This is a genomic window from Methyloversatilis discipulorum (genome assembly GCF_018780585.1).
Classification (GTDB): domain Bacteria; phylum Pseudomonadota; class Gammaproteobacteria; order Burkholderiales; family Rhodocyclaceae; genus Methyloversatilis; species Methyloversatilis discipulorum_B.
Map to the genome: position 1 here is coordinate 73,371 of NZ_JADMJL010000006.1, position 24,074 is coordinate 97,444.

The following is a 24,074-nucleotide window of genomic DNA, read 5'->3' on the forward strand; positions in this document are numbered from 1 at the left end:
CGCCAGACCGGCTATCTTCTTCGCCCCGTAATGACCGATGCTTTCCGCCCCGTGGATATCCTGACCCCTCGTCTGTTGCTGCGACCGATGAGCGCCGACTTCCTGCAGGCGTCTGCAGAGGGTTGCGGTGTGCGGGATCTGTCCGGGCTGATCGGTCTGACGGTCGCCGAGGACTGGCTCGCCGAAGCCGATCTGGCCGCACTGCGCCTGGCCGACCTGAGGTCTGACCCGGAATACGCGCCGTGGTCGGTGCGCGCCATCGCCTTGCGCGACAGCGGTGAAATGATCGGTCACGCTGGTTTCCATACGCGGCCGGCGCCGGAATACCTGCTGCCCTACGCGCCGGACGGCGTCGAGACCGGCTACACCATCTATCCGCCGCACCGCCGCCGCGGCCTCGGGCGCGAGGCGCTGATCGCGCTGCTGCGCTGGGCACATCTCGATCAGGGCGTGCCGCGTTTCATCGCCTCGGTGCGGCCGGACAATCTCGCCTCGTGCTCCTTGCTGGCCAGTACCGGCTTCCGTCGCATCGCCTCCTTCATCGACGAGGTCGACGGGCTGGAGTACGTGATGCGGCTCGACCCGCCGGCGTTGCGCCGCCTGCTGAAGGCCGTGGACGACCTTTAGTCGGGCAGCCCGAACACGACGACCGCATCGCCCTGGCGGTAGCCCCAGATCGCGCTGCCGCCAGCGGCCACCGCGACGTAGGGCTTGCCGTCGAGCACGTAGGCGATCGGCGGCGCATTGACGCCGGCGCCGGTCTGGAAGCGCCACAGCCGCTTGCCCGAGAGGCTGTCGAAGGCCGACAGATGGCCGTCGCCCTCGCCGGTGAACACGACGCCGGACTTCAGCGCCAGCACGCCGCCGATCAGTGGCTGATCGGTCTTCACCGTCCACTTCAGCTTGCCGCGCTTCTTCAGGTCGATCGCCGCCAGCACGCCCCATTGCGCCTCGTCCGCCGGTTCCATGCTGTCATAGCGCTGCGCCGGCTTGTCGGCGGTGGCCGCACTTTCCTTGATCCAGTAGCGCATGGGCATGTGCATCGCGGCGACGAAGGCCAGACCGCGTTGTGTGTCCAGCGCGGCAGGTGACCAGTTCACGCCGCCCGCCACGCCCGGCGTGATGCGCGTGCCTTCGCGGCTGGCGGCGGCGAACAGGTTGTCCTGTGGCACGAAGGCGTCGGACTTGTAGAGCAGGGCGCCGGTGGCGCGATCGTGCACGTAGAACCAGCCCAGCTTGGACGCCTGGCCGACCGCCGGCACGACGCGCCCGTCCGGCTCGCGATGGTCGAACAGTACCGGCGGACTGGCCACGTCGTAGCCCCACTTGTCGTGCGGAATCTGCTGGAAGTGCCAGGCGTGGCGGCCGGTCTTCGCGTCGATGGCGACCAGCGAGGCGGTGTACAGATTGTCACCCGGGCGAGTGCTGTCGTTGATCTGCGGGCTCGGATTGCCGGTGCCGAAGTAGAGCAGGCCGCTATTCGCGTCGTAGGCCGGCGCGTTCCATACCGAGCCGCCGCCGTATTCCCAGGCGTCGGCGTACTTGCCGGCATTGGCGCGTTCCTCGGCAATATTGCGGTTCAGCGGCAGGCCGTCGGCGGTGCGCTCGACGAAAGCGCCCTCCCAGCCGCCCTCCGCCGGCTTGCGCACGGTGTCGAACTGCCACACGCGCCTGCCGGTTTTCGCGTCGAAGGCGGCGAGGAAGCCGATGCCGCCGTACTTGCCGGCGATGCCCACGACGGCGGCCAGCTGGCCGGCGCGGCCTTGGGCATCGATGTGCAGGCCATAGCCGACGCCGTTGATGCCGACGATCACCTTGCCGTCCACCACCAGCGGCGCCGCGGCCGCGCCCACCCCGGAGCCGCCGCCGACTTCGCCCTTGATGCCTTCGCCGCTTTCGGTCAGTGCGCTGTCCGGCCGTGCCAGTTCGATGTCCCAGGCCGGTTTGCCGGTGACGGCATCGAGCGCCACCAGGCGCGCATCGACGGTGGCGACGAACACGCGGCCGTCGTCCACCGCGACGCCGCGGTTGGCCGGGCCACAGCACAGCTTGTCGGTGCGCTTCCGGTGCGTGTAACGCCACAGCTCGGCGCCGGTACGCGCATCCAGCGCGACAACGTGCGAACCGGGCAGCGACACATACATGCGGCCGCCGGTGACGATGGGTGTCGCCTGGAAGGTTGCCGCGACACCGCTCTGGTAGATCCACTTCGGCACCAGCTTCTTCACCGTCTTCGGCGTGATTGCCGGCACGTCGGCCAGCCGCGTGTTGGCATGGTCCAGGCCGAAGGTGGGCCAGTCGCGGTCCTTCTGTGCGGCGGCGGGCAGGGCGAGCGCGAGCAGTACGAGGGGCAGGAGGTGGCGGCGCATGGTGTCCGGCGGTGACGGAAAGCGACGATGCTAGCGCAGTCGCCCCTGCAGTCGTTACGTTCGGCGTGGCCGAGTAAAATCGCCGGATGAGCTCCGACAGCACCACCCTCTCCCCGGCCGCCGAGGCCCCCACACCTTTCGTCCACCTGCGCATCCACAGCGAGTACTCGGTGGTCGATGGCATCGTCACCGTCGATGCGGCGGTCAAGGCTGCTGCGAAGGATGGCATGCCGGCGATCGCCATTTCCGATCTCGCCAACGTGTTCGGCCTGGTCAAGCTGTACAAGGCGGCGCGCGGCAAGGGCGTGAAGCCGATCTGTGCGGTCGATGTCTATGTCAGCAACGACGCCGAGCGCGACAAGCCGCATCGCCTGCTGCTGCTGGCGCGCAACCGCGAGGGCTACGGCACCTTGTGCCGGCTGCTCACCCGTGCCTACCTGGAAAACAAGTACCGCGGCCGCGCCGAGCTGCGCCGCGAGTGGCTGGAGCGCGATGCCGAGGGCACGGCCGGTCTGATCGCGTTGTCCGGCGGCATGCTGGGCGACGTTGGCATGGCGCTGCTGGCCGGCAATATGGATTCGGCACGCCGCGCGGCGGCTGAATGGCTGCGGCTGTTCGACGGCGACTTCCACATCGAGCTGCAGCGCGCCGGCCACCCGAACACCGAAACCTATATCGCCGACGCCTGCGCGCTGGCGTCGGAAATGGACATCCCGGTCGTGGCCACCCACCCGGTGCAGTTCATGTCGCCGGACGACTTCAAGGCGCACGAGGCGCGCGTCTGCATCGCCCAGGGCTATGTACTGAGCGACAAGCGCCGGCCGCGCGATTTCACCGAACAGCAGTACTTCAAGACCTCGGCTGAAATGGCCGCGCTGTTCGCCGACATTCCCGAAGCCTTGCACAACGCGGTCGAACTGGCGCGCCGCTGCAACCTGACGCTGACGCTGGGCAAGAACTACCTGCCGCAGTTCCCGACGCCGCCCGGCATGACCATCGACGAGTTCATGATCGCCGAGGCGAAAGCGGGCCTGGAGAAGCGTCTGGCCCAGCTCTACCCGGACGAGACGGTGCGCGAGCAGAAGCGGCCGGAGTACGAGGCGCGGCTCAAGTTCGAATGCGACACCATCATCCAGATGGGCTTCCCCGGCTACTTCCTCATCGTGGCCGACTTCATCAACTGGGCGAAGAAGAACGGCGTGCCGGTCGGCCCCGGTCGGGGATCGGGCGCCGGCTCGCTGGTCGCCTACTCGCTCGGCATCACCGACCTCGACCCGCTGGCCTACGCGCTGCTGTTCGAGCGCTTCCTGAATCCGGAGCGGGTGTCCATGCCCGACTTCGACGTGGACTTCTGCCAGGACAACCGCTGGAAGGTGATCGAGTACGTGCGCCAGAAGTACGGCGCCGACGCGGTGAGCCAGATTGCCACCTACGGCACGATGGCGTCGCGTGCGGTCATCCGCGACGTCGGCCGCGTGCTCGACATGGGTTACAACTTCTGCGACCAGCTGTCCAAGCTGATCCCGGTGGTGCAGAACAAGCCGCTGTCGCTGGCCGAGGCGCGCGAACAGGCGCCGCAGCTGGCCGAGCGCGAACAGGCCGAGGAGGAAGTGCGGGAGCTGCTGCGCCTGGCTGAACCGCTGGAAGGCCTGACCCGCGGCGTCGGCATGCACGCCGGCGGCGTGCTGATCGCGCCGGGCAAGCTCACCGACTTCTGCCCGCTCTACCAGCAGGACGGCGACGACGCCTCGCCGGTGAGCCAGTTCGACAAAGACGACGTCGAAGCCATCGGCCTGGTGAAGTTCGATTTTCTCGGTCTGCGCAACCTGACGATTATCGAACTGGCGGTCGACTACATCGAGCGCATGACTGGCAACAGGCCGGACCTGCTGAGCCTGCCCTTCACCGATCCGGCCGCTTACCAGATCCTGAAGGACGCCAACACGACCGCCATCTTCCAGCTTGAATCGGAGGGCATGAAGAAGCTGCTCGGCAAGCTGGCGCCGGACCGTTTCGAGGACATCATCGCCGTGCTGGCGCTCTACCGGCCGGGCCCGCTCGGCTCGGGCATGGTGGATGACTTCATCCTGCGCAAGAAGGGTCAGCAGGCGATCGACTATTTCCACCCGGACCTGGAAGCCTGCCTGTCGCCGACCTATGGCGTCATCGTGTACCAGGAACAGGTGATGCAGATTTCGCAGATCATCGGCGGCTACACGCTCGGTGGTGCGGACATGCTGCGCCGGGCGATGGGCAAGAAGAAGCCGGAGGAGATGGCCAAGCACCGCGAAACCATCGCCGCCGGTGCGAAGGAGAAGGGCTACGACCCGGCGTTGGCCGAACAGCTGTTCGACCTGATGACCAAGTTCGCGGAATACGGCTTCAACAAGTCGCACACCGCCGCCTATGCCGTCGTCACCTACCACACCGCCTGGCTGAAGGCCCACCACTGCGCCGCCTTCATGGCCGCGTCGCTGTCGTCCGACATGGACAACACCGACACGGTGAACATCTTCTACCTCGACGCGAAGAAGAACCGGCTCACCATCCTGCCGCCGGACGTCAACGAGTCCGAATACCGTTTCGTGCCGGTGTCGCGCAGCGAAATCCGCTACGGCCTCGGCGCGGTCAAGGGCACCGGCGAGCAGGCGGTGAACTGCATCCTTGAAGCCCGCAAATCGGGCGGGCCGTTCAAGGACATTTTCGATTTCTGCCTGCGCGTCGACCGCCGCATGGTGAACCGCCGCACCATCGAGGCGCTGATCCGCGCCGGCGCCTTTGACGCGACGATCGCCGGCACGCCGCACGACCGCAACACGCTGATGAGCAGCGTCGCGCTGGCGATGGAGGCGGCCGAACAGGCGGCGGCCAACGCGCACCAGGGCGGCCTGTTCGACGACGCCCCCAGCGGCACCGGCGCGCGCGCGCCGGAGTATGTGCAGGTCAAGCCGTGGAGCGAGCGCGAAAAGCTGGCCAACGAGAAGCAGGCGCTCGGTTTCTACCTGTCCGGCCATCCCTATAACAGCTACGCACAGGAGTTCTCGCGCTTCGCCCGGCGCAAGCTGGCCCAGCTCGAATCGTCGCGCGATCCGACCGTGGTCGCCGGCTTGGTCGTCAGTTCGCGCGTGCAGATGACGCGTCGCGGCAAGATGGCCTTCGTCGCGCTCGACGACGGCACGGCGCAGATCGAGGTGTCGGTGTTCAACGAACTGTACGAAGCGTCGCGCAACAAGCTGCGCGAGGACGAAGTGCTGGTAGTCGAGGGCCGGGCGCAGTTCGATGAGTATTCGAACTCGATGCGCGTCGTCGCCGACAGCCTGCTCAGTGCCGGCGAGGCACGCGCCCGCTTCGCGCGCCGGCTCGAACTGAAGCTGAACGGCGAAGTGGCCACGCTCGGTGCGCACGCCGCCTGTGCCCGGCTGCGCAGTCTGCTCGAACCATTCCGCACCGAAAGCGGCTGCGCGGTCCGCCTGCACTACCGCAGCAACGACGCCGTCGCGCCGCTCGATTTCGGCGATCCCTGGCGGGTCAGGCTCGACGACGCGCTGTTCGACGGTCTGCGCGACTGGCTGCCGGCCGACGCGGTATCGGTGGCGTACGCATGAGCGCCCTCGCCCGGCCGCCCGAAGAGGGCGCTCACCCTCCCGCGGGGAGGTGGTCACGCAGTGACCGGAGGGGTGTGGCATGAGCGCGCGCTGGCTCGACCGGGCGCTGCTCGACGCGGTGGTTGCCGAGGCGCAGCGCAGCCCGCGCCGACGGATGAACCGCAACTTCCATCCGCACGACGATCATCCGGCGCACCGCCTGCTCAATGCCATCGAACCCGACAGCTATGTCAGACCCCACCGACATCTCGATCCGCTGAAGGATGAAACCATCCTCTGCGTGAAGGGTCGATTGGGGTGCATCCTTTTCGACGACAGCGGTGCAGTGCAGGAAACCTGCGTGCTGGCACCCGGTGGCGAGCGCTTCGGCGTCGATATCGCGCACGGTCAGTTTCACAGTCTGGTGGCCCTCGAACCCGGCTCTGTCATGTTCGAGGCGAAAGCGGGCCCCTACCGTGCGCTGACCGAGGCCGAATTCGCGCCCTGGGCACCGGCCGACGGTGAGCCGGCGCGGCGCTGGCTGGACTGGATGCAGGGTCTGTTCGATGGCGAACGGATGCGCTGACCCGCTCACTGGGGCATACTGCCTTACAGGCCGGAGGTCACGAAATTACACAGTCACCCTTCAGTCCGCGTTGCGCGTGCCGTGAACGCTTTCTGAACCGGTTATTTCCTACGGATACAGAATCGCCGTGCAGACCGCCCGAATAGCATTGCTCGAAGACGACCCGGTACAGGTCGAAATCCTTGGCAGCTGGCTGCGTGCCGCCGGCCATGACATCCACACCTTCATGCGCTCTCGCGACCTGATGCGAGAAGCCGTGCGGGAAAGTTATGACCTGCTGCTGATCGACTGGGAGCTGCCCGATCTGCCAGGCGCCGACGTGCTGCGCTGGCTGCGCAACGAGCGCGGGCTGACGACCCCGGTCATCTTCGTCACCGCCCGGCAGGACGAGAACGACATCGTGACCGCGCTGGCCGCGGGCGCCGACGACTACATCGTCAAGCCGGCGCGACGCATGGAACTGCTCACCCGCATCGAAGCCGTACTGCGGCGCAGCCGCCCGCCGGCCGACCAGCCGGTGATCGATGCCGCGCCCTACCAGTTCGACATGAATTCGCACACCGCCCGCCTCAACGGCGAGGTGATAGACCTGACCGAGCGCGAGTTCGAACTGGCCGTCTTCCTGTTCCGCAACGTCGGCCGCCTGGTGTCGCGCGGCCACCTGCTCGAATCGCTGTGGGGCCGCAAGGGCGACGTGCCGACGCGCACCGTAGACACCCACATGTCGCGCGTGCGCTCGAAGCTCGCGCTGCGGCCGGAGAACGGCTACCGCCTCGCCTCCACCTACAACTACGGTTATCGACTGGAACGCGTGGCCGACGACGGCAAGCGGGCGGAAGAACAGCCGGCTGCCTGAGATGTCGGTCCACCAATGAAAAAGGAGCCTCGCGGCTCCTTTTTCTTTTCCACGACCGCCGATTACTTCTGCAGTGAATCGCGGATCTGGCGCAGCAGCACGACTTCTTCCGGCGGCTCGGCCGGTGCCTCCGGTGCAGCAGGCTCTTCGCGCTTCAGCCGGTTGATCTGTTTCACCATGATGAAGATGATGAAGGCGAGGATGACGAAGTTCAGCGCGACGGTGAGGAAGCTGCCCCACGCGAACACCGGCACGCCAGCCTTCTTCAGGTCGGCCAGCGTTTCCGGCACGCCCGGCGGGATGTCCTTCAGCACGATGAAGAACTGACTGAAATCGAGGCCACCGAACAGCGCGCCGACGATGGGCATGATCAGGTCGCCGACGACGGAGTCGACGATTTTGCCGAAGGCTGCGCCGATGATGACGCCGACCGCCAGGTCGACCACATTGCCCTTCATGGCGAAGGCTTTGAATTCGGACACGAAGCTCATGCGGTTCTCCTCTTTCGGTGGGGATGTCTGACCTGTGCAGCGAGCGCGAAGATAGCACAGGCGACTGTGTGCGCTGCGCCCCGGCCGGCGCGCAGGCTTCTCTGTTACGCTCGCGGACCATCGTGCTCATCGAGTGTCCGGTCGGGCGCTGTCACCCTGAACGGTCGCCATCGCGCGCCGCGGTTCGTCGTTACCTGATTTGCCTGCCATGTCCTGAAGTGCGCCCGCCCGGCGGCGCGCGGCGCGGCGTGGCCGGAGGTCGGCGACCCCGGTCCGCCTGTTTCGCATGGAGAAGGCATGAAAGTACTGAAATACGCAGCATTCGCGCTGGGCGGTATTGCAGCGCTGCTGGCCGCCGTCGTGCTCTACGTCGCCATCACCTTCGATGCGGCAAAGCTCAAGGACGAACTGAAGCGCGTCGTGCAGGAGCAGAAGCAGCGCACGCTGGACATCGAGGGTGATGTCGATCTGTCCTTCTACCCCAATCTCGGTCTCCGTCTGGGTCGCACCACGCTGTCCGAGCACAGCAGTGCCGAACGTTTCGCTCAGGTCGACGCGGCGCGCGTGTCGGTCGCGGTGATGCCGCTGTTGTCGGGCTCACTGGTGGTGGACGAGATCCGCATCGAAGGTGCCTACATCCAGATCACGCGGCACAAGGACGGCAGCTTCAACTTCAGCGACCTGCTGTCCGACGACAGCGACGACAGTTCGCCGGTCAGGTTCGACGTCGCCGGGCTGAAGCTGTCGCGTTCGGCGCTGGCCTTCCGCGACGAGGCCTCGGGCGCCGCGCACCAGCTGGAAGAGATCGAACTGTCGCTCGGCAAGCTGGCGAATGCCGCGCGCGGCAAACTCGATCTGGCGGCGCACCTGAAGTCCACGCAGCCGGCCATCGACAGCCGCATCGTGCTGGCCGCCACCTACGACTACGATCTGCCGGCCCAGCGCTATGCGCTCGACGATCTGAGCGCGAGGGTCGATGGCGAAGCGCTCGATCTGCAGGCGCTGAAAGCGACGCTGGGTGCCTCACGCATCGCGCTGGTGGGCGAAGGGCAGCTGGAACTGCAGAAGCTGCAGCTCGACGCCGTGGCGACCCGCGATGGCGAGGCGCTGAGCGCCAAGCTGTCGGCGCCAGCGGTTCAGCTGGCGGACGGAGCACTGCGCGGCGGCGATGTCAGCTTCAGCGCGCGGCTCGAATCGAAGGCGCGCGCCGCGGATCTGGCGCTTCAGTTCAAGGGGCTCGAGGGCAGCGCTGAGGAGATCAGGGCCAGTGGCCTGGTGCTGAACGTCGATGCGCGCATGGACGACGCCACCGTCAAGGCTTCGCTGCAGACGCCGCTGAACGTGCGTATCGATGGCCCGGTCATCGATCTGCCGGCGCTGGACGGCACCGTCGATGTTGCCCACCCGGCGCTGCCGATGAAGACGGTGAAGCTGCCGGTCAAGGGCGCGCTGCAGGCCGACGTCGGCAAGCAGACCGCGGCACTCGACCTCGCCACCCGGCTCGACGACAGCCAGATCAAGCTGAAGCTCGGTGCCACCCGGTTCGATCCGCTGGCGCTGAATTTCGACGTCGACATCGATCGCCTCAATGTCGACCGCTACCTGCCGCCAGCGAAGGCGGACGCCAAGCCTGCCGGCAATGCGGACGACACGCCGGTCGACCTGTCGGCGCTGCGCGGCCTCAACGCCAGCGGCAGCGTCAAGGTGGGCGAACTGCAGGTGTCCGGCGTGCGGATGACGAATGTGCGGCTGAACGTGAAGGCCGCCAATGGCAAGGTCGATGTCGCCCCGCTGTCGGCCGCGCTCTACCGCGGCACCGCCAGCGGCGCGCTGAGCCTGAACGCGGAGGGCAACCGGATTGCGTTGAAGCAGACCCTGGCCGATATCGACATCCATCCGCTGCTCAAGGACGCGGCGGACAAGGACCTGCTGGAAGGCCGCGGCAACGTGTCGCTCGACCTGGTGACGGCCGGCGGCACGGTCGGCGCGCTGAAGAAGGCGCTTGACGGCAGCGCCTCGCTGAAGCTGCGCGACGGCGCGATCCGTGGCATCAATCTGGCGAAAAGCCTGCGCGAGGCGAAGGCAGCGCTGGGCGGTGGCGCAGCGGCGGCGCAGAAGGCGAACGCGACTGAAAAGACCGATTTCTCGGAAATGAGCGCCAGCTTCCGCATCAAGGACGGCATCGCGCGCAACGACGATCTGGCGGCCAGCTCGCCCTTCCTCCGCCTGGCCGGCGCCGGCGCCATCGACCTGCCGAAGTCCAGTCTCGACTACCTTGCGAAGGTGACGCTTGCGGCGACCAGCAAGGGTCAGGACGGCAAGGCGGCGGCCGACCTCAGGGGCGTCACCGTGCCGGTGCGCCTGTACGGCCCGTTCGCCAGCCTGGACTACAAGATCGAATTCGGCGACCTGGTCAAGGACGCCGCGCGCGCCAAGGTCGAGGAACAGACGCAGAAGCTGCAGGAAAAAGCGAAGGAAAAGGTCCAGCAGCAGGTCGGCGACAAGCTGAAGGGCCTGCTCGGGCGCTGACGCCCGGCCGTGAGGCCGGCCGGTCAGCGCGCGACGGTCAGAGCGGAATTTCCCAGCTCGCGCCGATGGCGGCGATGCCGGCGCGGGCGACGATGGCGTCCTCGCTCGACTTGACGCCGGATACGCCGACGCCGCCGACGCATTCCCCATCGACGATGATCATTTCGCCGCCTTCCAGCGGCAGTACCGGCATGCGCAGCGCCGCCAGACGGCCGCTGTTCACGACGTCCTCGATCGCCTTGCTGGGCTTGCGCGCCAGTGCGCAGGTGCGGGCCTTCTCGGGGGCGATCTGGGTGCTCATGGGCGGCGCGCCGTCGAGGCGCTGCAGCCACATCAGGTTGCCGCCGTCGTCGACGATGGCAATGGTGACCGGCCAGTTGCGTTTCAGTGCTTCGGCCTCGGCGGCGGCGGCGATCTGCTTCGCGTCGTCGAGCGTGAGGGTGAGGCGGGTTCTCATTCGGTTGTCTCCGTCAGGTTCTTGGGCTGACGAGGAATCCCGGTGCGTGCGCACGCGGTACTGCGATTCCCCGGCGACGCTTGGCCGTGACGGGTGGTCCGGCGGGGCGCAGGCGCGGAAGGTTGTTCGCGCGCACTGTGCGTCAGGCTGATTCGGCTGGAGGGTGTTCCGCTCGCGGTACAGACGGGCTGTCCGCGACTGCCGGCTCTACCGGCAGCAAGGACCACATCCTACACTGTCGGCTGCCCGGAGGAGACGGGTCAGAACGCACAGAGAACAACAGAGAGGAGCATCCGCATGGCCAGTAATCTGGGTATCGATCTGTACTCGCCGAAGGAGATCGCGGAAAAGGTCGAGAACATCGGCGTCGTCAAGGCCAATCTGCCGCTGCGCACGATGGCCATGCTGGGCATCCTGGCCGGCGCCTTCATCAGCTTCGGCGCGCTCTATTTCACGCTGGTCGCCAGCGATGCGTCGCTCGGCTTCGCGCTGACCCGGGTGCTCGGCGGGCTGGCTTTCTCGCTCGGGCTGATACTGGTGGCGGTGGCGGGTGCCGAACTGTTCACCGGCAACAACTTCCTGGTGATGGCCTGGGCCGAGGGGCGCATTCCGTTCAGCCTGCTGGCGCGCAACTGGGCCATCGTCTATGTGACGAACGCGGTCGGTGCGCTGGGCATGGTGGCGCTGGTGATGCTGTCGCACCATACCGACATGAATGGCGGCGCGGTGGCCGAAGCCTATGTGAAGGTGGCGGCTGGCAAGACCGCCAGTTCCTTCACCACCGTGTTCATGAAGGGCGTCCTGTGCAATGCGCTGGTCTGCCTCGCCGTGTGGCTGGCCACCGCGGGGCGCAGCGTGACCGACAAGGTGCTGGCCATCATCTTTCCGGTGTCGGCCTTCGTCGCCGCCGGTTTCGAGCACTGCATCGCCAATATGTATTTCATTCCGATGGGCATGCTGCTGCATGCCGGTGGCGTTGTACCCGCGGGCGTCGACCTGTCGGGCCTGACCCTCGTCGGCATGCTGTCCAATCTGCTGGCCGCCACGCTGGGCAATATCGTCGGCGGCAGCATCCTGGTGGCCGGCGTCTACTACGTCACCTTCCGGCAGCGCGGCTGAGCGCCCCCAGACCTGCCGCTTCGCGTCAGGCCCCCCGAGGGGGGCAAGAAAACTCGGGAGCGGCCCAGCGTTTTCTTGAGTCAGCGGGCCGCGATCAGGGCGGCGGCCGCCTGCGCGGCGACGCGGCCTTCGTCGGTCGGCACGACCCACACTTCGATGCCGCTGTCGTCGCTGTCGATGCGCTGTACCGCGTCGCCGGTGGCCGCGGCGTTGCGTCCACCGTCCACGCGCACGCCCATCCACGCGAGCGCGGCGCACACGTCGGCCCGCAGGGTCGCGTCGTGTTCGCCGATGCCGCCGCTGAAGGCGATGAGGTCGAGACCACCGATGCACGCGGCCATCGCGCCGGCCTCCCGCACGACGCGGTAGGTGAACAGCTCGACCGCCTCGCGCGCCGCGGCGCCGGCGTCGGCGCGCAGCCGGCGCATGTCGGCCGAGATGCCGGACACGCCGAGCAGGCCGCTCTGCCGGTACAGCAGTGTCTGCAGCCGGTCGTGGTCCCAGCCCTGTTCCATCAGATAGAGCAGTACGCCGGCATCGAGCGTGCCGCTGCGTGTGCCCATCATCAGGCCGTCCAGCGCCGAGAAGCCCATGGTGGTGGCCTGGCTGCGGCCATCGAGGGCGGCGCACAGACTGGCACCGTTGCCGAGATGGGCCATCAGCACGCGGCCGTTGGCGCGCGGCGAATGCCGCTGCAGCGCACCCATGATGTACTGGTAGGACAGGCCGTGAAAGCCGTAGCGGCGCACGCCTTCGTCGTGCAGTGCGCGCGGCAGCGCGAAGCGGCTGGCCACTTCCGGCAGCCCGGCGTGGAAGGCGGTGTCGAAGCAGGCGATCTGCGGCAGCGCCGGGAAGGCCTCGCGGAAAGCGCGGATGCCGGCGACATTGTGCGGCTGGTGCAGCGGCGCCAGTGAATCGAGCCGGCTCAGGCGGGCGAGGATGTCGTCGGTGACGATGACGCTGTCGCAGAAATCGCGACCGCCATGTACGACGCGATGCGACACCGCTTCGATGGCCGGCACGCCGGTTTCGCTGTCCAGCAGTTCGCGTAGCCCGGCCAGTGCGGCGGTGAAGGGCGCGTCGCTGGCTTCAAGCGAACGCCGGCCGCGGCGACCGTTCAGTGTCCAGCCCATGTCCGGCGTGCCGCCGGGTTCCAGCCCCTGGATGCTGCCGGTGAGCAGGCTGGCCTGCACCTCGCCGTCACGCAGCGGGTGGATGGAGAACTTCAGCGTGGACGAGCCCGCGTTGACGGACAGGATGGCCATCGATGTGTATCCGGCTCAGTGCTGAGACCACGCTTCGCGCGGGTGGTCGCGGCGCGCGTTGTGGGCGGCGAGCAGTGCCAGCAGCGCCGAGGCGACGCGCGTCATCGGGCCGTCGGCGCGGCTGGTCAGCGCGATCGGCACACGGGCGCCGAGCACCAGGCCCGAACCGCTGGCGCCACCGAGGTATTCCAGTTGCTTGGCCAGCATGTTGCCGCTTTCCAGATCCGGCACCGCGAGAATGTCGGCGTCGCCGGCGACCGGCGACTGGATGTGCTTCACCTGTGCGGCGCGTGCGGAGATGGCGTTGTCGAAAGCCAGTGGACCGTCGAGCAGACCGCCGGTGATCTGGCCGCGATCCGCCATCTTGCACAGCGCGGCGGCATCGAGCGTCGACGGGATGTTCGGATTGACCGTCTCGACCGCCGACAGCACGGCGACCTTGGGCTGCTTCACGCCGAGGATGCGCGCGAAGTCGATCGCGTTCTGCACGATGTCGACCTTCTCGATCAGCGTCGGCCGGATGTTCAGCGCGGCGTCGGTGATCAGCAATGGCTTGCTGTACAGCGGCACATCGAAGCGGAACACGTGCGACATGCGACGCCCGGTGCGCAGCGCCGGACGGGACAGCACGGCATGAATCATCTCGTCGGTGTGCAGGCTGCCCTTCATCAGGATGTCGACCTCGCCGGCGGCCGCCATGTCGGCGGCCTTGTCGGCGGCCGCGTGGCTGTGGGGTACGCCGACGATTTCGGCGGCATTCAGGTCGATGCCTGCTTCGGCTGCGAGATGGCGGATGCGAGCTTCCGGCCCGATCAGCACCGGAATGATCAGGCCGTGGCGAGCCGAATCCATCGCGCCGCTCAGCGACTCGACGTCGCACGGGTGCACCACGCCGCAGCGTACCGGCGGAATGCCGTCGCCCAGCGCCAGCAGTTCGCGGAAGCGCGCTTCCGGATCGAACAGCCGGATCTGCGGCGCGCGTACGTGCTCCAGCCGCACCTTCTGCGTTGGCGCCAGCACGCGGGCGGTGCCATGCAGCACACGGTCGCCTTTCTGGTTCACCACCTGGCAATCCAGTTCGACCCACTTCTTCGCGTCGTTCTTGCTGATGACGGTGGCCGTCACCGCCAGCGTGTCGCCGATGCGCACCGGCTTGGTGAAATGCAGCACCTGTTCCAGGTAGATGGTGCCCGGCCCCGGGAATTGCGTGCCGAGCAGTGCCGAGATCAGCGCGCCGCCCCACATGCCGTGCGCGATTACGCCGTGGAACAGCGTTTCCTCGGCGTATGCCGGGTTCATGTGGGCCGGGTTAGTGTCGCCGGACACCGCGGCGAAAGCCTGGATGTCGGCCAGCGTCAGCGTGCGCAGCAGGCGGGCGCTCTGGCCTATCGTCAGTTCGTCGTAGGTGATGTTCTCGATCCACTCGGTGCCGTGCATGTCGTGCGGTGAGGTGTCCATGCGGGAGTCCTGTCTGGTGGCGGTTCAGTCGACGGCGTGATAGCCGGCGTCGACGTAGAGGGTCTGCCCGGTCATGCCGGAGGCGGCGTCCGAGCACAAGAAGGCGGTCAGCCCGGCGATCTCGTCCAGCGTGACCAGGCGGCCCAGCGGCGACTTGCGAACAGCGCTGTCCATCAGTGCGTCGAAGGACGCGATGCCGGAGGCTGCGCGCGTCAGGATCGGGCCGGGCGACACCGCATGCACGCGGATGCCGGCGGGGCCGAGTTCCATCGCCATGTAACGCACCATCGATTCCAGTGCGGCCTTGACCGGTCCCATCAGGCCGTAGTTCGGCACCGCCTCGTCGGCGCCGAGATAGGACATCGTGACCAGGCTGCCGCCGGCGCCCATGTGCGGTGCACACAGACGAGCCAGTGCGGCGAAGCTGTGGCAGGAAATGTCCATCGCCCGGGCGAAGCCGGCGCTCGAGCTGTCGATCACGCGGCCGTGCAGGTCTTCCAGCGGCGCCCAGGCGATCGAGTGGATGACGAAATCGAGCCGGCCCAGATGGGCGACCGCGGCGGCGACCAGTGCCTCCAGGTCGCCGTCCTTCTCCACGTCGCAGGTGAACAGCGGCGAGGCGAGTTGATCGGCCAGCGGCGCAACGTAGCGCGCCGCCTTGTCGTTGAGGCAGGACAGCACCAGATCGGCGCCCTGGGCGCGAGCGGTCTGCGCGCAGCCCCAGGCGATGCTGCGATCGTTGGCAAGACCGACGACGAGGCCTTTCTTGCCGGACAGCGGAGGGGTGTAAGCGGTCATGACGTTGCCGGAATCGGTTCGGATGGACGGGTAAACACTACGCGTCGAATCTTACGGAGTTCCTGTTGCACTGCACATGACTTCGGACAAGTGCGCGCGCGGTCCTTCCGTCGGCACGCCGGACCTCTTTGCTGCCGCACGGTCGCCGTCGCGTCGTCGCATCGACAACGGCGGCCTGCCTGAAGGGCAGAGAGCTGCCTTGATGACGTGCGTATTCCGGGGCGTATTCGAGGGGTGGCGCGGAACCCAGCGCCGACGCGGCTCGCAGGTTGCGGTGCACAAAAAATAAGCGACTGCGGGCGGTGCGTTTATAAGCTTGCCGTAAGGTTCGCTCCCTAGCATCCGCCACGCTGCACTCAAGGCGCCCGGGTGCGGGGCTGTCGGGTACCCCCCGGCAGGCTGGATAAACCGGGTTGTTCATAAACACAGGAGGAGGAGTACCCATGGACAGTAACAGCCAAGGCTACTGGAAAGCCACGCTGGGACTGCTGACCAGGATCCTGATCATCTGGTTCGCAGTCTCGTTCGGCGCAGGCATCCTGTTTGCCGATGCGCTCAACGGCATCAAGCTCGGCGGCTATCCGCTCGGCTTCTGGTTTGCCCAACAGGGTTCGATCTACATCTTCATCGCGCTGATCTTCTACTACGCGAAGAAGATGGGTGACATCGACCGCCAGTTCGACGTTCACGAGGATTGATCACATGGACCTTCAAACAACCATCTACATCGTTGTCGGTCTGAGCTTCGCGCTCTACATCGGCATCGCCATCTGGGCGCGTGCCGGTTCGACCAGCGAGTTCTATGCCGCCGGCGGCAGCGTGCATCCGATCACCAACGGCATGGCAACCGCCGCCGACTGGATGTCGGCTGCGTCCTTCATCTCGATGGCCGGCCTGATTTCCAACATGGGTTACGGCGGCGGCCTGTTCCTGATGGGCTGGACCGGCGGATACGTGCTGCTGGCCATGCTGCTGGCACCGTACCTGCGCAAGTTCGGCAAGTTCACCGTGCCGCAGTTCATCGGCGACCGCTTCTACTCGAAGTCGGCGTCGACCGTGGCGGTGATCTGCCTGCTGACCGCGTCGACCACCTACATCATCGGTCAGATGACCGGCGTCGGTGTGGCGTTCTCGCGCTTCCTGAACGTGTCCAGCGACACCGGCATCTACGTTGGCCAGGCCATCGTGTTCCTGTATGCGGTGTTCGGCGGCATGAAGGGCATCACCTACACCCAGGTGGCGCAGTACATCGTGCTCATCCTGGCCTACACCATCCCGGCCATCTTCATTTCGCTGCAGTTCACCGGCAACCCGCTCCCGCAACTGGGTCTGGGCAGCACGCTGAGCGGCACCGACGTGTCGCTGCTGGCCAAGCTCGACCAGGTCGTGACCGAACTGGGCTTCGGCAAGTACACGACGACCACGGCGGGCTCGACGCTCAACATGTTCGTCTACACGCTGTCGCTGATGATCGGTACCGCCGGTCTGCCGCACGTGATCATGCGCTTCTTCACCGTTCCGACGGTCAAGGACGCACGTTCGTCGGCTGGCTGGGCGCTGGTGTTCATCGCCATCCTCTACACGACCGCTCCGGCCGTGGCCGCGATGGCCAAGATGAACCTGCACGGCACGGTCAACACCGCGGTGAAGACCAACGGCGACCTGTACGCCGTCGAGTCCAGCATCAAGAACGAAGACCGTCCGGACTGGATGAAGCGCTGGGAAAAGACCGGTCTTCTGAAGTGGGAAGACAAGAACGGCGACGGCCGCATCCAGTACTACGACGACAAGACCAAGAGCGACGAAGCCAAGGCCAAGGCCGAAGCCGCGGGCTGGAAGGGCAACGAGCTGACGGTGAACGCCGACATCATCGTGCTGGCCAACCCGGAAATCGCGCTGCTGCCGAACTGGGTAATCGCGCTGGTGGCTGCCGGTGGTCTGGCTGCCGCACTGTCGACCGCTGCCGGTCTGCTGATGGCGATTTCGTCCGCCGTGTCGCATGACCTGGTCAAGGGCGTGTTCAACCCGAACATCAGCGAGAAGGGCGAGCTGCTGGCGGGCAAGATCGCCATGGCGGTGGCCATCGTGATTTCGGGCTATCTCGGCCTGAACCCGCCGGGCTTCGCGGCAGGTACCGTGGCGCTGGCCTTCGGTATCGCGGCATCGTCGCTGTTCCCGGCCATCATGATGGGCATCTTCTCGAAGAAGATGAACAAGGAAGGCGCCATCGCCGGCATGCTGGCGGGTCTCGCGGTCACGCTGTTCTACGTGTTCGCGCACAAGGGCATCTTCTTCATCAAGGGCACGGACTTCGTCGACATGATCGGTGGCGCGAACTCCTTCTTCGGCATCACGCCGGAAGCCTTCGGTGCGGTCGGTGCGCTGGTGAACTTCATCGTCGCCTTCCTGGTCGATAAGGTGACCAAGGAGCCGCCGGAGCACATCCAGCACATGGTCGAATCCGTGCGCATCCCGCGCGGTTCGAAGGTGGTGGACGGCGCTCACTGAGTTCCGGCCGAAGCCGAGCAGGACACCGTCGCGGCCCTGCCGCGCCGGTGGTTTAATGAGAGGCCCTGCCAGCCGTTCTGGCGGGGCCTTTTCACTGATACACCCGTCGTGCCGTTGCGCGCGGCAGAGGCGGGGGAGGAGACACAGCATGGTGTTCGACATCGGCGTCGCAATGACGTGGATACTTTTTCTCGCGCTGTTCCCGATCGCTTTCTTCTGGCTGCGCCGCTGCTGGCGCATCCTGGTCAAGCGGGATTTTTCAGAGGTCGCGCTCAAGCGCGGCGAACCGCCGCCCGACGCAGCCCGCTGGGCGCCGTATGAGCTGACGATCAACGGCATCGGCGGCATCGTCATCCTGTTCGTCATCGGCGGCGTTGTCACCGGCACGCTGAGTTATGAACAGTGGAGCGCCATCGCCGGCACGACGATCTGGTGCAAGTTCTTCACCAGTTTCGCGCTGGGCCGGCACGCCCATATGAACGCGACCAAGAAGGCCGCCTGAGCCGCACGGCGATGAACACGCCGATCCGCTCGCAGCGGCTGATCGGGCTGTTCGCCGCGGCCCTGCTGCTGTTCAACTTCCCGCTGCTGGCACTGTGGGACCGGCACGCGCTGCTGTTCGGTCTGCCCTTGTTCCCGACCGCGCTGTTCCTGGTGTGGGGCGCGCTGATCGCGCTGCTCGCGCTGGTGATCGAGCGCACGGAGCGCTAGCTGTGCTGTCCGCGCCGCTGCTGGTCGGTGCGTCCTTCGCCTACCTGCTGCTGCTGTTCGCGGTCGCCTGGTACGGCGACCATCGCGCGCAACAGGGGCGCTCGGTCATCGACAACGCCTGGGTGTATGCCGCCTCGATGGCGGTCTACTGCACCGCGTGGACCTATTTCGGCAGCGTCGGCCGCGCGTCGACCTCAGGCGTGTGGTTCCTGCCCATCTATCTCGGCCCCACGCTGGCGATGATTCTGGCCTGGATGGTGGTGCGCAAGATGATCCGCATCGCGCGCAGCTACCGCATCACGTCGATCGCCGACTTCGTTGCCAGTCGCTACGGCAAGAGCCCGACGCTGGCCGGACTGGTGACACTGATCACCGTGGTCGGCATCGTTCCGTATATCGCGCTGCAGCTGAAGGCCATCGCAAGCGGCTACGCGGTGATGACCACGGTGCCGGGCGAGGCGGTCGGCAGCCCGTCCGACTGGTGGCGCGACAGCACGCTCTACGTCGCGCTCGCGCTGGCCGGTTTCACCATGGTGTTCGGTACCCGCCACCTCGACACCACCGAACGTCACGAGGGCATGGTGGCGGCCATCGCCTTCGAATCGGTGGTGAAGCTGATCGCCTTCATCGCCGTCGGCAGCTTCGTGTGCTGGTCGCTGTTCGACGGCCCGGCCGACCTGTTCGGGCGCGCACTCGACAACCCGGACCTCGCGCCGCTGCTCGGTCTGGAGCAGCAGGGCCGCCCCTTCGCCTACGAACAGTGGTTCGCGCTGACCGTGCTGTCGATGCTGTCGGTCGTGTTCCTGCCGCGCCAGTTCCAGGTGATGGTGGTCGAGAACGTGAACGAGCGCCACCTGCGCCGCGCCGTGTGGGTGTTTCCGCTCTACCTGCTGCTGATCAATGTGTTCGTGCTGCCGATCGCGCTCGGCGGCCTGCTGCACTTCGGCGCTGGCAACATGAATGCGGAAAGCTTCGTGCTGTCGCTGCCACTCGACCGCGGCTGGCACGCGCTGGCACTGTTCGCCTTCATCGGCGGGCTGTCGGCGGCGACCGGCATGGTCATCGTCGAAACCATCGCGGTGTCGACCATGGTGTGCAACGACCTGGTGATGCCGCTGCTGCTGCGTACCCGCCGCTTCGGCGCCCGCGCCGCCGGTGACCTCACCGGCATCCTGCTCGGCATCCGGCGCGCAGCCATCGTCGGCGTCATGCTGCTCGGCTACATCTACTTCCACGTCGCCGGCGAGGCCTACGCACTGGTGAGCATCGGCCTGATCAGCTTCGCCGCGGTGGCGCAGTTCGCGCCGGCCGCGCTCGGCGGCATGTACTGGAAGGGCGGCACCCGCGGTGGCGCGCTCGCCGGGCTCAGCGCCGGTTTCGCGCTGTGGGCATGGACGCTGATGCTGCCGTCCATCGCCAAGTCCGGCTGGATGGATGCCGCCTTCATCGCGCACGGTCCGTGGGGCATCGAGTTGCTGAAGCCGGAACAGCTGTTCGGCCTGGCCGGCCTCGACAACCTGACGCATTCGCTGTTCTGGAGCCTGCTCGCCAATATTGGCGCCTATGTCGGCGTGTCGCTGTGGCGCACGCCGTCGGCGGCGGAAACCAGCCAGGCGCTGCTGTTCGTCGATGTGTTCGAACGGACCGAAGGCAGCCGGCCGGTGTTTTGGCGCGGGCGTGCGCAGGTGGCCGACCTGTTGCCGCTGGTCGCGCGCTTTCTGGGTGCGGCGCGCGCGCAGAAGCTGTTCGAGGACTACGCCGCCGCCAGCGGTGTAGCCGGCGTGGACGAGATCAAGCCGGATGCACGTCTGGTGCAGTTCGTCGAAACCCAGCTTGCTGGCGCCATCGGCAGCGCGTCGGCACGCGTGATGGTGGCGTCGGTGGTGGAGGAGGAGGCGCTGGACCTCGACGACGTGATGCGCATCCTCGACGAAGCGTCGCAGCTGCGCGCCTATTCGCACGCGCTGGAGGAGAAGTCGCAGTCGCTGGAGCGCGCCACCGCCGAACTGCGCGCCGCCAACGAGCAGCTGAAGAGCCTGGACCGGTTGAAGGACGATTTCATGTCCTCGGTCACGCACGAACTGCGCACGCCGCTCACCTCGATCCGCGCGCTGTCCGAGCTGATGGTGGACGACCCGCAGATGGACAGTGCGCAGCGCCAGCACTTCCTCGGCATCGTCGTGGCCGAGACCGAGCGCCTGAGCCGCCTGGTGAACCAGGTGCTGGACATGGCCAAGATCGAATCCGGCCACGCCGAATGGCACACCGCCGATGTCGATCTGCGGGCGCTGGTGTTGAAGGCGATCGAAACGACGCACGAGGTGTTCCGCGAGCGCGGTGCCGACGTGACGCTGGACGCACCGTCCGCCGTGGCGACGCTGCGCGCCGACCCCGATCGGCTCACCCAGGTGCTGCTGAACCTGCTGTCCAACGCCGCCAAGTTCGTACCGCGCGGCAGCGGACGCATCCATGTGCGCATGCGCAGCGACGACAGCGGTATCACGGTCGAAGTGCGCGACAACGGCCCCGGCGTGCCGGTGGCCGAGCACGCGCTGGTGTTCGAGAAATTCCGCCAGGGCGGCGACGGGGTGAACCGGCCGCAGGGCACCGGACTCGGCCTGCCGATCAGCCGACAGATCGTCGAGCATTTCGGCGGCAGAATGTGGCTGGAATCTGATGCAGGCCAAGGCGCCTGCTTCGCCTTCCATCTACCGTGGCAGATACAAGAGGGCCGTCAGGCACCCGACAATCCGACCGCAAACCCCGTGCAGGGCGGACAGCAAGGAGGAGCTCCCCAGTGAGCAGCAAGATACTGATTGCCGACGACGAGCCGAACATCCTCGTCTCTCTCGAATTCCTGATGAAGCGCGAAGGCTTCGACGTCAGCGTGGCGCGCGACGGCGTCGAAGCGCTGGCTGCCATCCGCGAACAGCAGCCCGAACTGGTGCTGCTCGACGTGATGATGCCCGGCAAGAGCGGCTTCGAGGTGTGTCAGGAAGTGCGTGCCGACGACGCGCTGCGCGGCGTGCGCATCCTGATGCTGACGGCCAAGGGGCGCGACACCGACGTCGCCAAGGGTCTCGCGCTCGGCGCCGACGCCTACATGACCAAACCCTTCTCCACGCGGGAACTGGTGCAGAAGGTGCGCGAGATGCTCGGATGAATCCAAACCGCCGCCCCGATCGCCGCTTCTGGCAAGTGCTGGCGGCACTGTCTGGTCTGCTGCTGCTGTGGGCGGTGGTGACCTGTCTGCTGCTGCTGTCCACGCTGGACGCCAGCGAACGCGACACTGTGCTGTCGCTGCTCGGCGGGCGCATGCCGCTGGCGCTGATGACGCTGCTGTTCGTGCTGATGCTGGCCGCCGCCGGGCTGAACCAGCTGTACCGCCGCTACATCGTCGCGCCGGCGCGGCTGGTGGACGAGGCGCGCATCGTGCTCGGCACCGATGCCGAGCGCGCACTGACGCCGCAGGGCGACGTCGAGAACCGCGCGCTGGCCGACGTCATCGCCGGCTTTGTAGAACAGCGCGCGCGGCTGCGCGCCGACATCGCCGAACAGGTGCGCGCCGCTAGCCGCAACGTCGAACAGGAACGCAGCCGGCTCGCCGCGCTGATGTCGGAACTGACGCAGTCGGTCGTCGTGTGCAATCTGGACGGTCGCATCCTGCTCTACAACAACCGCGCGCGGCTGCAGTTCCGTGCGCTGTCCGACGCCCCGCGTCTGGCCGACGGCGCCGAACTGATCGGCCTCGGCCGCTCGATCTACACCGTGTTCGACCGCAAGCTGGTCGCCCACGCGCTGGAGAACATCGGCCAGCGCATGCAGCGCGGCGTCGCCAGCCCGTCGGCGCAGTTCGTCACCACCACGCGCGCCGGCCAGCTGCTGCGCGCGCAGATGACGCCGGTGCGCAGCGGCGACGACGGCGACAGTGCGATCAGCGGCTTCGTGCTGATGCTGGACAACATCACGCGCGACTTCGAGGAGGATTCGGAGCGCGATCGCCTGCTGCTCGGGCTGACCGAAGGCAGCCGCGCCTCGCTCGCCAACATGCAGGCGGCGATCGACATGCTGGACTACCCCGACCTCGAACCGGCGATGCGCGAGCGCTTCCACGGCGTCATCCGCGACGAGGTGGGCGCGATGAGCCGGCGCATCCGCGATCTGGCCGACGAAGCGACGCGCGGCCTGAAGGCGCGCTGGCCGCTGGAGGACATGCTGGGTGCCGATCTGCTGTCGGCGGCCACGCGCCGCATCGAGGCGGTGAAGGGCCCGCGCGTGCAGCCGGACGACATCGACGCCACGCTGTGGCTCAAGGTCGACAGCTTTTCGCTGCTGCAGGCGCTGGCCTATCTGGCCGAGCGGCTGGCCGACGAGTACGACATCCGCGTCGTCATGCTCAGACTGGTCGCCGCGCCGCAGGACAACCGCGCCCACCTCGACCTGATCTGGCAGGGTCAGACCATGAGCACCGAAACCGTCATGAGCTGGCAGATGGACGCGATGACGGCCGGCGGCGAGCGCTCGCCGCTGTCGGTGCGCGACGTGGTCGAACGGCACGGCGGCGAGTTCTGGCTGGAGCGCGAGCGGGTGCGCCACCGCGCCTTCTTCCGCTTCCTGCTGCCGCTGGCCAGCGAGCGCGAACAGCTCGACGTCGCGACCTTCGTGCCGCAGGGCAGCCGCCCCGAGTACTACGACTTCGACCTGTTCCGCGCCACCGAATCCAGCCGCGAACTGGCCGACCGGCCGCTGACCGAACTGGCCTACACCGTGTTCGACACCGAAACCACCGGCCTGAACCCGGGCGAGGGCGACGAAATCATCCAGATCGGCGCCGCCCGCGTGGTCAACGGCAAGCTGCTGCGGCAGGAAAGTTTCGAACAGCTGGTCGATCCGCAGCGCGGCATTCCGGCGGCATCGATCCCCATCCACGGCATCACGCCCGACATGGTGGCCGGCCAGCCGACGATAGACCGCGTGCTGCCTGCCTTCCACACCTTCGCCCAGGACACCGTGCTGGTTGCGCACAACGCCGCCTTCGACATGCGTTTCCTGCAGCTGAAGGAGGCGCGCACCGGCGTGCGCTTCGAGCAGCCGGTGCTCGACACGCTGCTGCTGTCGGCGCTGGTGCACCCGAACCAGGCGTCGCACCGGCTGGAGGCCATCGCCGAACGCTTCAACATCACCGTGATCGGCCGCCACACCGCGCTCGGTGACGCCATCGTCACCGCCGAGGTCTTCCTGAAGCTGATACCGCTGCTCGCCGAGAAGGGCATCCACACGCTGGGGCAGGCGATGGAGGCGGCGCAGGAAACGTATTACGCGCGGATCAAGTACTGAGCGTGG

At 67.0% G+C, this 24,074-nt stretch carries 19 protein-coding genes; 13 read left to right on the plus strand and 6 right to left on the minus strand.

Annotation, left to right across the window (positions count from 1 at the left end; all coding sequences use genetic code 11):
* Positions 1-87: 87 nt before the first annotated feature.
* On the plus strand, positions 88-627 hold the full coding sequence (locus tag IV112_RS01830; RefSeq protein WP_304000733.1) for a GNAT family N-acetyltransferase: 540 nt from the start codon (positions 88-90) through the stop codon (positions 625-627).
* On the opposite strand, the gene IV112_RS01835 is transcribed toward IV112_RS01830, so the two are convergent.
* On the minus strand, positions 624-2,369 hold the full coding sequence (locus IV112_RS01835; protein WP_304000734.1) for a pyrroloquinoline quinone-dependent dehydrogenase: 1,746 nt from the start codon (positions 2,367-2,369) through the stop codon (positions 624-626). The genes IV112_RS01830 and IV112_RS01835 overlap by 4 nt on opposite strands.
* An 86-nt stretch (positions 2,370-2,455) precedes the next feature.
* Between IV112_RS01835 and dnaE the strand changes: the two genes are divergently transcribed.
* The 3 genes from dnaE (at position 2,456) to IV112_RS01850 (ending at position 7,395) form a co-directional block, all read left to right on the plus strand.
* Complete coding sequence (dnaE, locus tag IV112_RS01840; RefSeq protein WP_304000735.1) at positions 2,456-5,974, plus strand: DNA polymerase III subunit alpha; 3,519 nt, start codon at positions 2,456-2,458, stop codon at positions 5,972-5,974.
* A 79-nt stretch (positions 5,975-6,053) separates the two neighbouring features.
* A complete protein-coding gene (locus IV112_RS01845) occupies positions 6,054-6,539 on the plus strand; it encodes a WbuC family cupin fold metalloprotein (RefSeq protein ID WP_304000736.1) in 486 nt (161 codons plus the stop codon).
* 127 nt (positions 6,540-6,666) lie between these two features.
* Complete coding sequence (locus IV112_RS01850) at positions 6,667-7,395, plus strand: response regulator transcription factor (protein ID WP_232416092.1); 729 nt, start codon at positions 6,667-6,669, stop codon at positions 7,393-7,395.
* Positions 7,396-7,457: 62 nt separating this feature from the next.
* Here the strand turns inward: IV112_RS01850 and mscL are convergent, their stop codons facing one another.
* Complete coding sequence (mscL, locus tag IV112_RS01855) at positions 7,458-7,886, minus strand: large conductance mechanosensitive channel protein MscL (RefSeq protein WP_304000737.1); 429 nt, start codon at positions 7,884-7,886, stop codon at positions 7,458-7,460.
* Positions 7,887-8,183: 297 nt separating this feature from the next.
* Between mscL and IV112_RS01860 the strand changes: the two genes are divergently transcribed.
* Positions 8,184-10,415 (plus strand): AsmA family protein, encoded by a 2,232-nt coding sequence (locus tag IV112_RS01860; protein ID WP_304000738.1) that lies wholly within the window; start codon positions 8,184-8,186, stop codon positions 10,413-10,415.
* Positions 10,416-10,452: 37 nt separating this feature from the next.
* Here the strand turns inward: IV112_RS01860 and IV112_RS01865 are convergent, their stop codons facing one another.
* Positions 10,453-10,872: a GlcG/HbpS family heme-binding protein gene (locus IV112_RS01865; RefSeq protein WP_304000739.1), complete on the minus strand. Its 420-nt coding sequence runs from the start codon at positions 10,870-10,872 to the stop codon at positions 10,453-10,455.
* Between the two features lie 297 nt (positions 10,873-11,169).
* Here IV112_RS01865 and IV112_RS01870 point away from each other — a divergent pair, with 297 nt between their 5' ends.
* On the plus strand, positions 11,170-11,991 hold the full coding sequence (locus IV112_RS01870) for a formate/nitrite transporter family protein (RefSeq protein ID WP_304000740.1): 822 nt from the start codon (positions 11,170-11,172) through the stop codon (positions 11,989-11,991).
* Positions 11,992-12,071: 80 nt separating this feature from the next.
* On the opposite strand, the gene IV112_RS01875 is transcribed toward IV112_RS01870, so the two are convergent.
* From IV112_RS01875 to fabI, 3 genes are read right to left on the minus strand one after another with little or no spacing between them, the layout of a single operon-like run.
* The gene (locus IV112_RS01875; RefSeq protein WP_304000742.1) at positions 12,072-13,256 is read right to left on the minus strand and encodes an acetate/propionate family kinase; all 1,185 of its coding nucleotides are present in this window, start codon (positions 13,254-13,256) and stop codon (positions 12,072-12,074) included.
* A gap of 15 nt (positions 13,257-13,271) precedes the next feature.
* Positions 13,272-14,714, minus strand: coding sequence for a bifunctional enoyl-CoA hydratase/phosphate acetyltransferase (locus IV112_RS01880; protein WP_304000743.1), 1,443 nt, complete (start codon positions 14,712-14,714; stop codon positions 13,272-13,274).
* A gap of 24 nt (positions 14,715-14,738) precedes the next feature.
* A complete protein-coding gene (fabI, locus tag IV112_RS01885; protein ID WP_304000744.1) occupies positions 14,739-15,512 on the minus strand; it encodes an enoyl-ACP reductase FabI in 774 nt (257 codons plus the stop codon).
* Between the two features lie 443 nt (positions 15,513-15,955).
* Here fabI and IV112_RS01890 point away from each other — a divergent pair, with 443 nt between their 5' ends.
* From IV112_RS01890 to IV112_RS01920, 7 genes are all read left to right on the plus strand, one after another.
* Positions 15,956-16,210 (plus strand): DUF4212 domain-containing protein, encoded by a 255-nt coding sequence (locus tag IV112_RS01890; RefSeq protein ID WP_296813644.1) that lies wholly within the window; start codon positions 15,956-15,958, stop codon positions 16,208-16,210.
* A gap of 4 nt (positions 16,211-16,214) precedes the next feature.
* Complete coding sequence (locus IV112_RS01895) at positions 16,215-18,020, plus strand: sodium:solute symporter family protein (RefSeq protein ID WP_020166206.1); 1,806 nt, start codon at positions 16,215-16,217, stop codon at positions 18,018-18,020.
* Positions 18,021-18,168: 148 nt separating this feature from the next.
* The gene (locus tag IV112_RS01900; protein WP_304000745.1) at positions 18,169-18,522 is read left to right on the plus strand and encodes a hypothetical protein; all 354 of its coding nucleotides are present in this window, start codon (positions 18,169-18,171) and stop codon (positions 18,520-18,522) included.
* 11 nt (positions 18,523-18,533) lie between these two features.
* Positions 18,534-18,731: a hypothetical protein gene (locus tag IV112_RS01905; protein WP_019916326.1), complete on the plus strand. Its 198-nt coding sequence runs from the start codon at positions 18,534-18,536 to the stop codon at positions 18,729-18,731.
* 2 nt (positions 18,732-18,733) lie between these two features.
* Positions 18,734-21,532, plus strand: coding sequence for a sensor histidine kinase (locus IV112_RS01910; protein ID WP_304000748.1), 2,799 nt, complete (start codon positions 18,734-18,736; stop codon positions 21,530-21,532).
* Positions 21,529-21,894 carry a response regulator transcription factor gene (locus tag IV112_RS01915; RefSeq protein WP_019916328.1) on the plus strand — a complete coding sequence of 122 codons (366 nt, stop codon included), beginning with the start codon at positions 21,529-21,531 and terminating at the stop codon, positions 21,892-21,894. Before IV112_RS01910 ends, IV112_RS01915 begins: the two co-directional genes overlap by 4 nt.
* Positions 21,891-24,068, plus strand: coding sequence for a 3'-5' exonuclease (locus IV112_RS01920; RefSeq protein ID WP_304000750.1), 2,178 nt, complete (start codon positions 21,891-21,893; stop codon positions 24,066-24,068). The genes IV112_RS01915 and IV112_RS01920 overlap by 4 nt, the downstream gene beginning before the upstream one ends.
* Positions 24,069-24,074: the final 6 nt, after the last annotated feature.

Coding starts and splice junctions, on each gene's coding strand:
- IV112_RS01890 (WP_296813644.1), top strand. CDS start 15,956: ATGGACAGTAACAGCCAAGGCTACTGGAAAGCCACGCTGGGACTGCTG.
- IV112_RS01900 (WP_304000745.1), top strand. CDS start 18,169: ATGGTGTTCGACATCGGCGTCGCAATGACGTGGATACTTTTTCTCGCG.
- IV112_RS01830 (WP_304000733.1), top strand. CDS start 88: ATGAGCGCCGACTTCCTGCAGGCGTCTGCAGAGGGTTGCGGTGTGCGG.
- IV112_RS01835 (WP_304000734.1), bottom strand. CDS start 2,369: ATGCGCCGCCACCTCCTGCCCCTCGTACTGCTCGCGCTCGCCCTGCCC.
- mscL (WP_304000737.1), bottom strand. CDS start 7,886: ATGAGCTTCGTGTCCGAATTCAAAGCCTTCGCCATGAAGGGCAATGTG.
- fabI (WP_304000744.1), bottom strand. CDS start 15,512: ATGACCGCTTACACCCCTCCGCTGTCCGGCAAGAAAGGCCTCGTCGTC.
- IV112_RS01875 (WP_304000742.1), bottom strand. CDS start 13,256: ATGGCCATCCTGTCCGTCAACGCGGGCTCGTCCACGCTGAAGTTCTCC.
- IV112_RS01880 (WP_304000743.1), bottom strand. CDS start 14,714: ATGGACACCTCACCGCACGACATGCACGGCACCGAGTGGATCGAGAAC.
- IV112_RS01895 (WP_020166206.1), top strand. CDS start 16,215: ATGGACCTTCAAACAACCATCTACATCGTTGTCGGTCTGAGCTTCGCG.
- IV112_RS01865 (WP_304000739.1), bottom strand. CDS start 10,872: ATGAGAACCCGCCTCACCCTCACGCTCGACGACGCGAAGCAGATCGCC.
- IV112_RS01920 (WP_304000750.1), top strand. CDS start 21,891: ATGAATCCAAACCGCCGCCCCGATCGCCGCTTCTGGCAAGTGCTGGCG.
- IV112_RS01845 (WP_304000736.1), top strand. CDS start 6,054: ATGAGCGCGCGCTGGCTCGACCGGGCGCTGCTCGACGCGGTGGTTGCC.
- IV112_RS01905 (WP_019916326.1), top strand. CDS start 18,534: ATGAACACGCCGATCCGCTCGCAGCGGCTGATCGGGCTGTTCGCCGCG.
- IV112_RS01870 (WP_304000740.1), top strand. CDS start 11,170: ATGGCCAGTAATCTGGGTATCGATCTGTACTCGCCGAAGGAGATCGCG.
- IV112_RS01860 (WP_304000738.1), top strand. CDS start 8,184: ATGAAAGTACTGAAATACGCAGCATTCGCGCTGGGCGGTATTGCAGCG.
- dnaE (WP_304000735.1), top strand. CDS start 2,456: ATGAGCTCCGACAGCACCACCCTCTCCCCGGCCGCCGAGGCCCCCACA.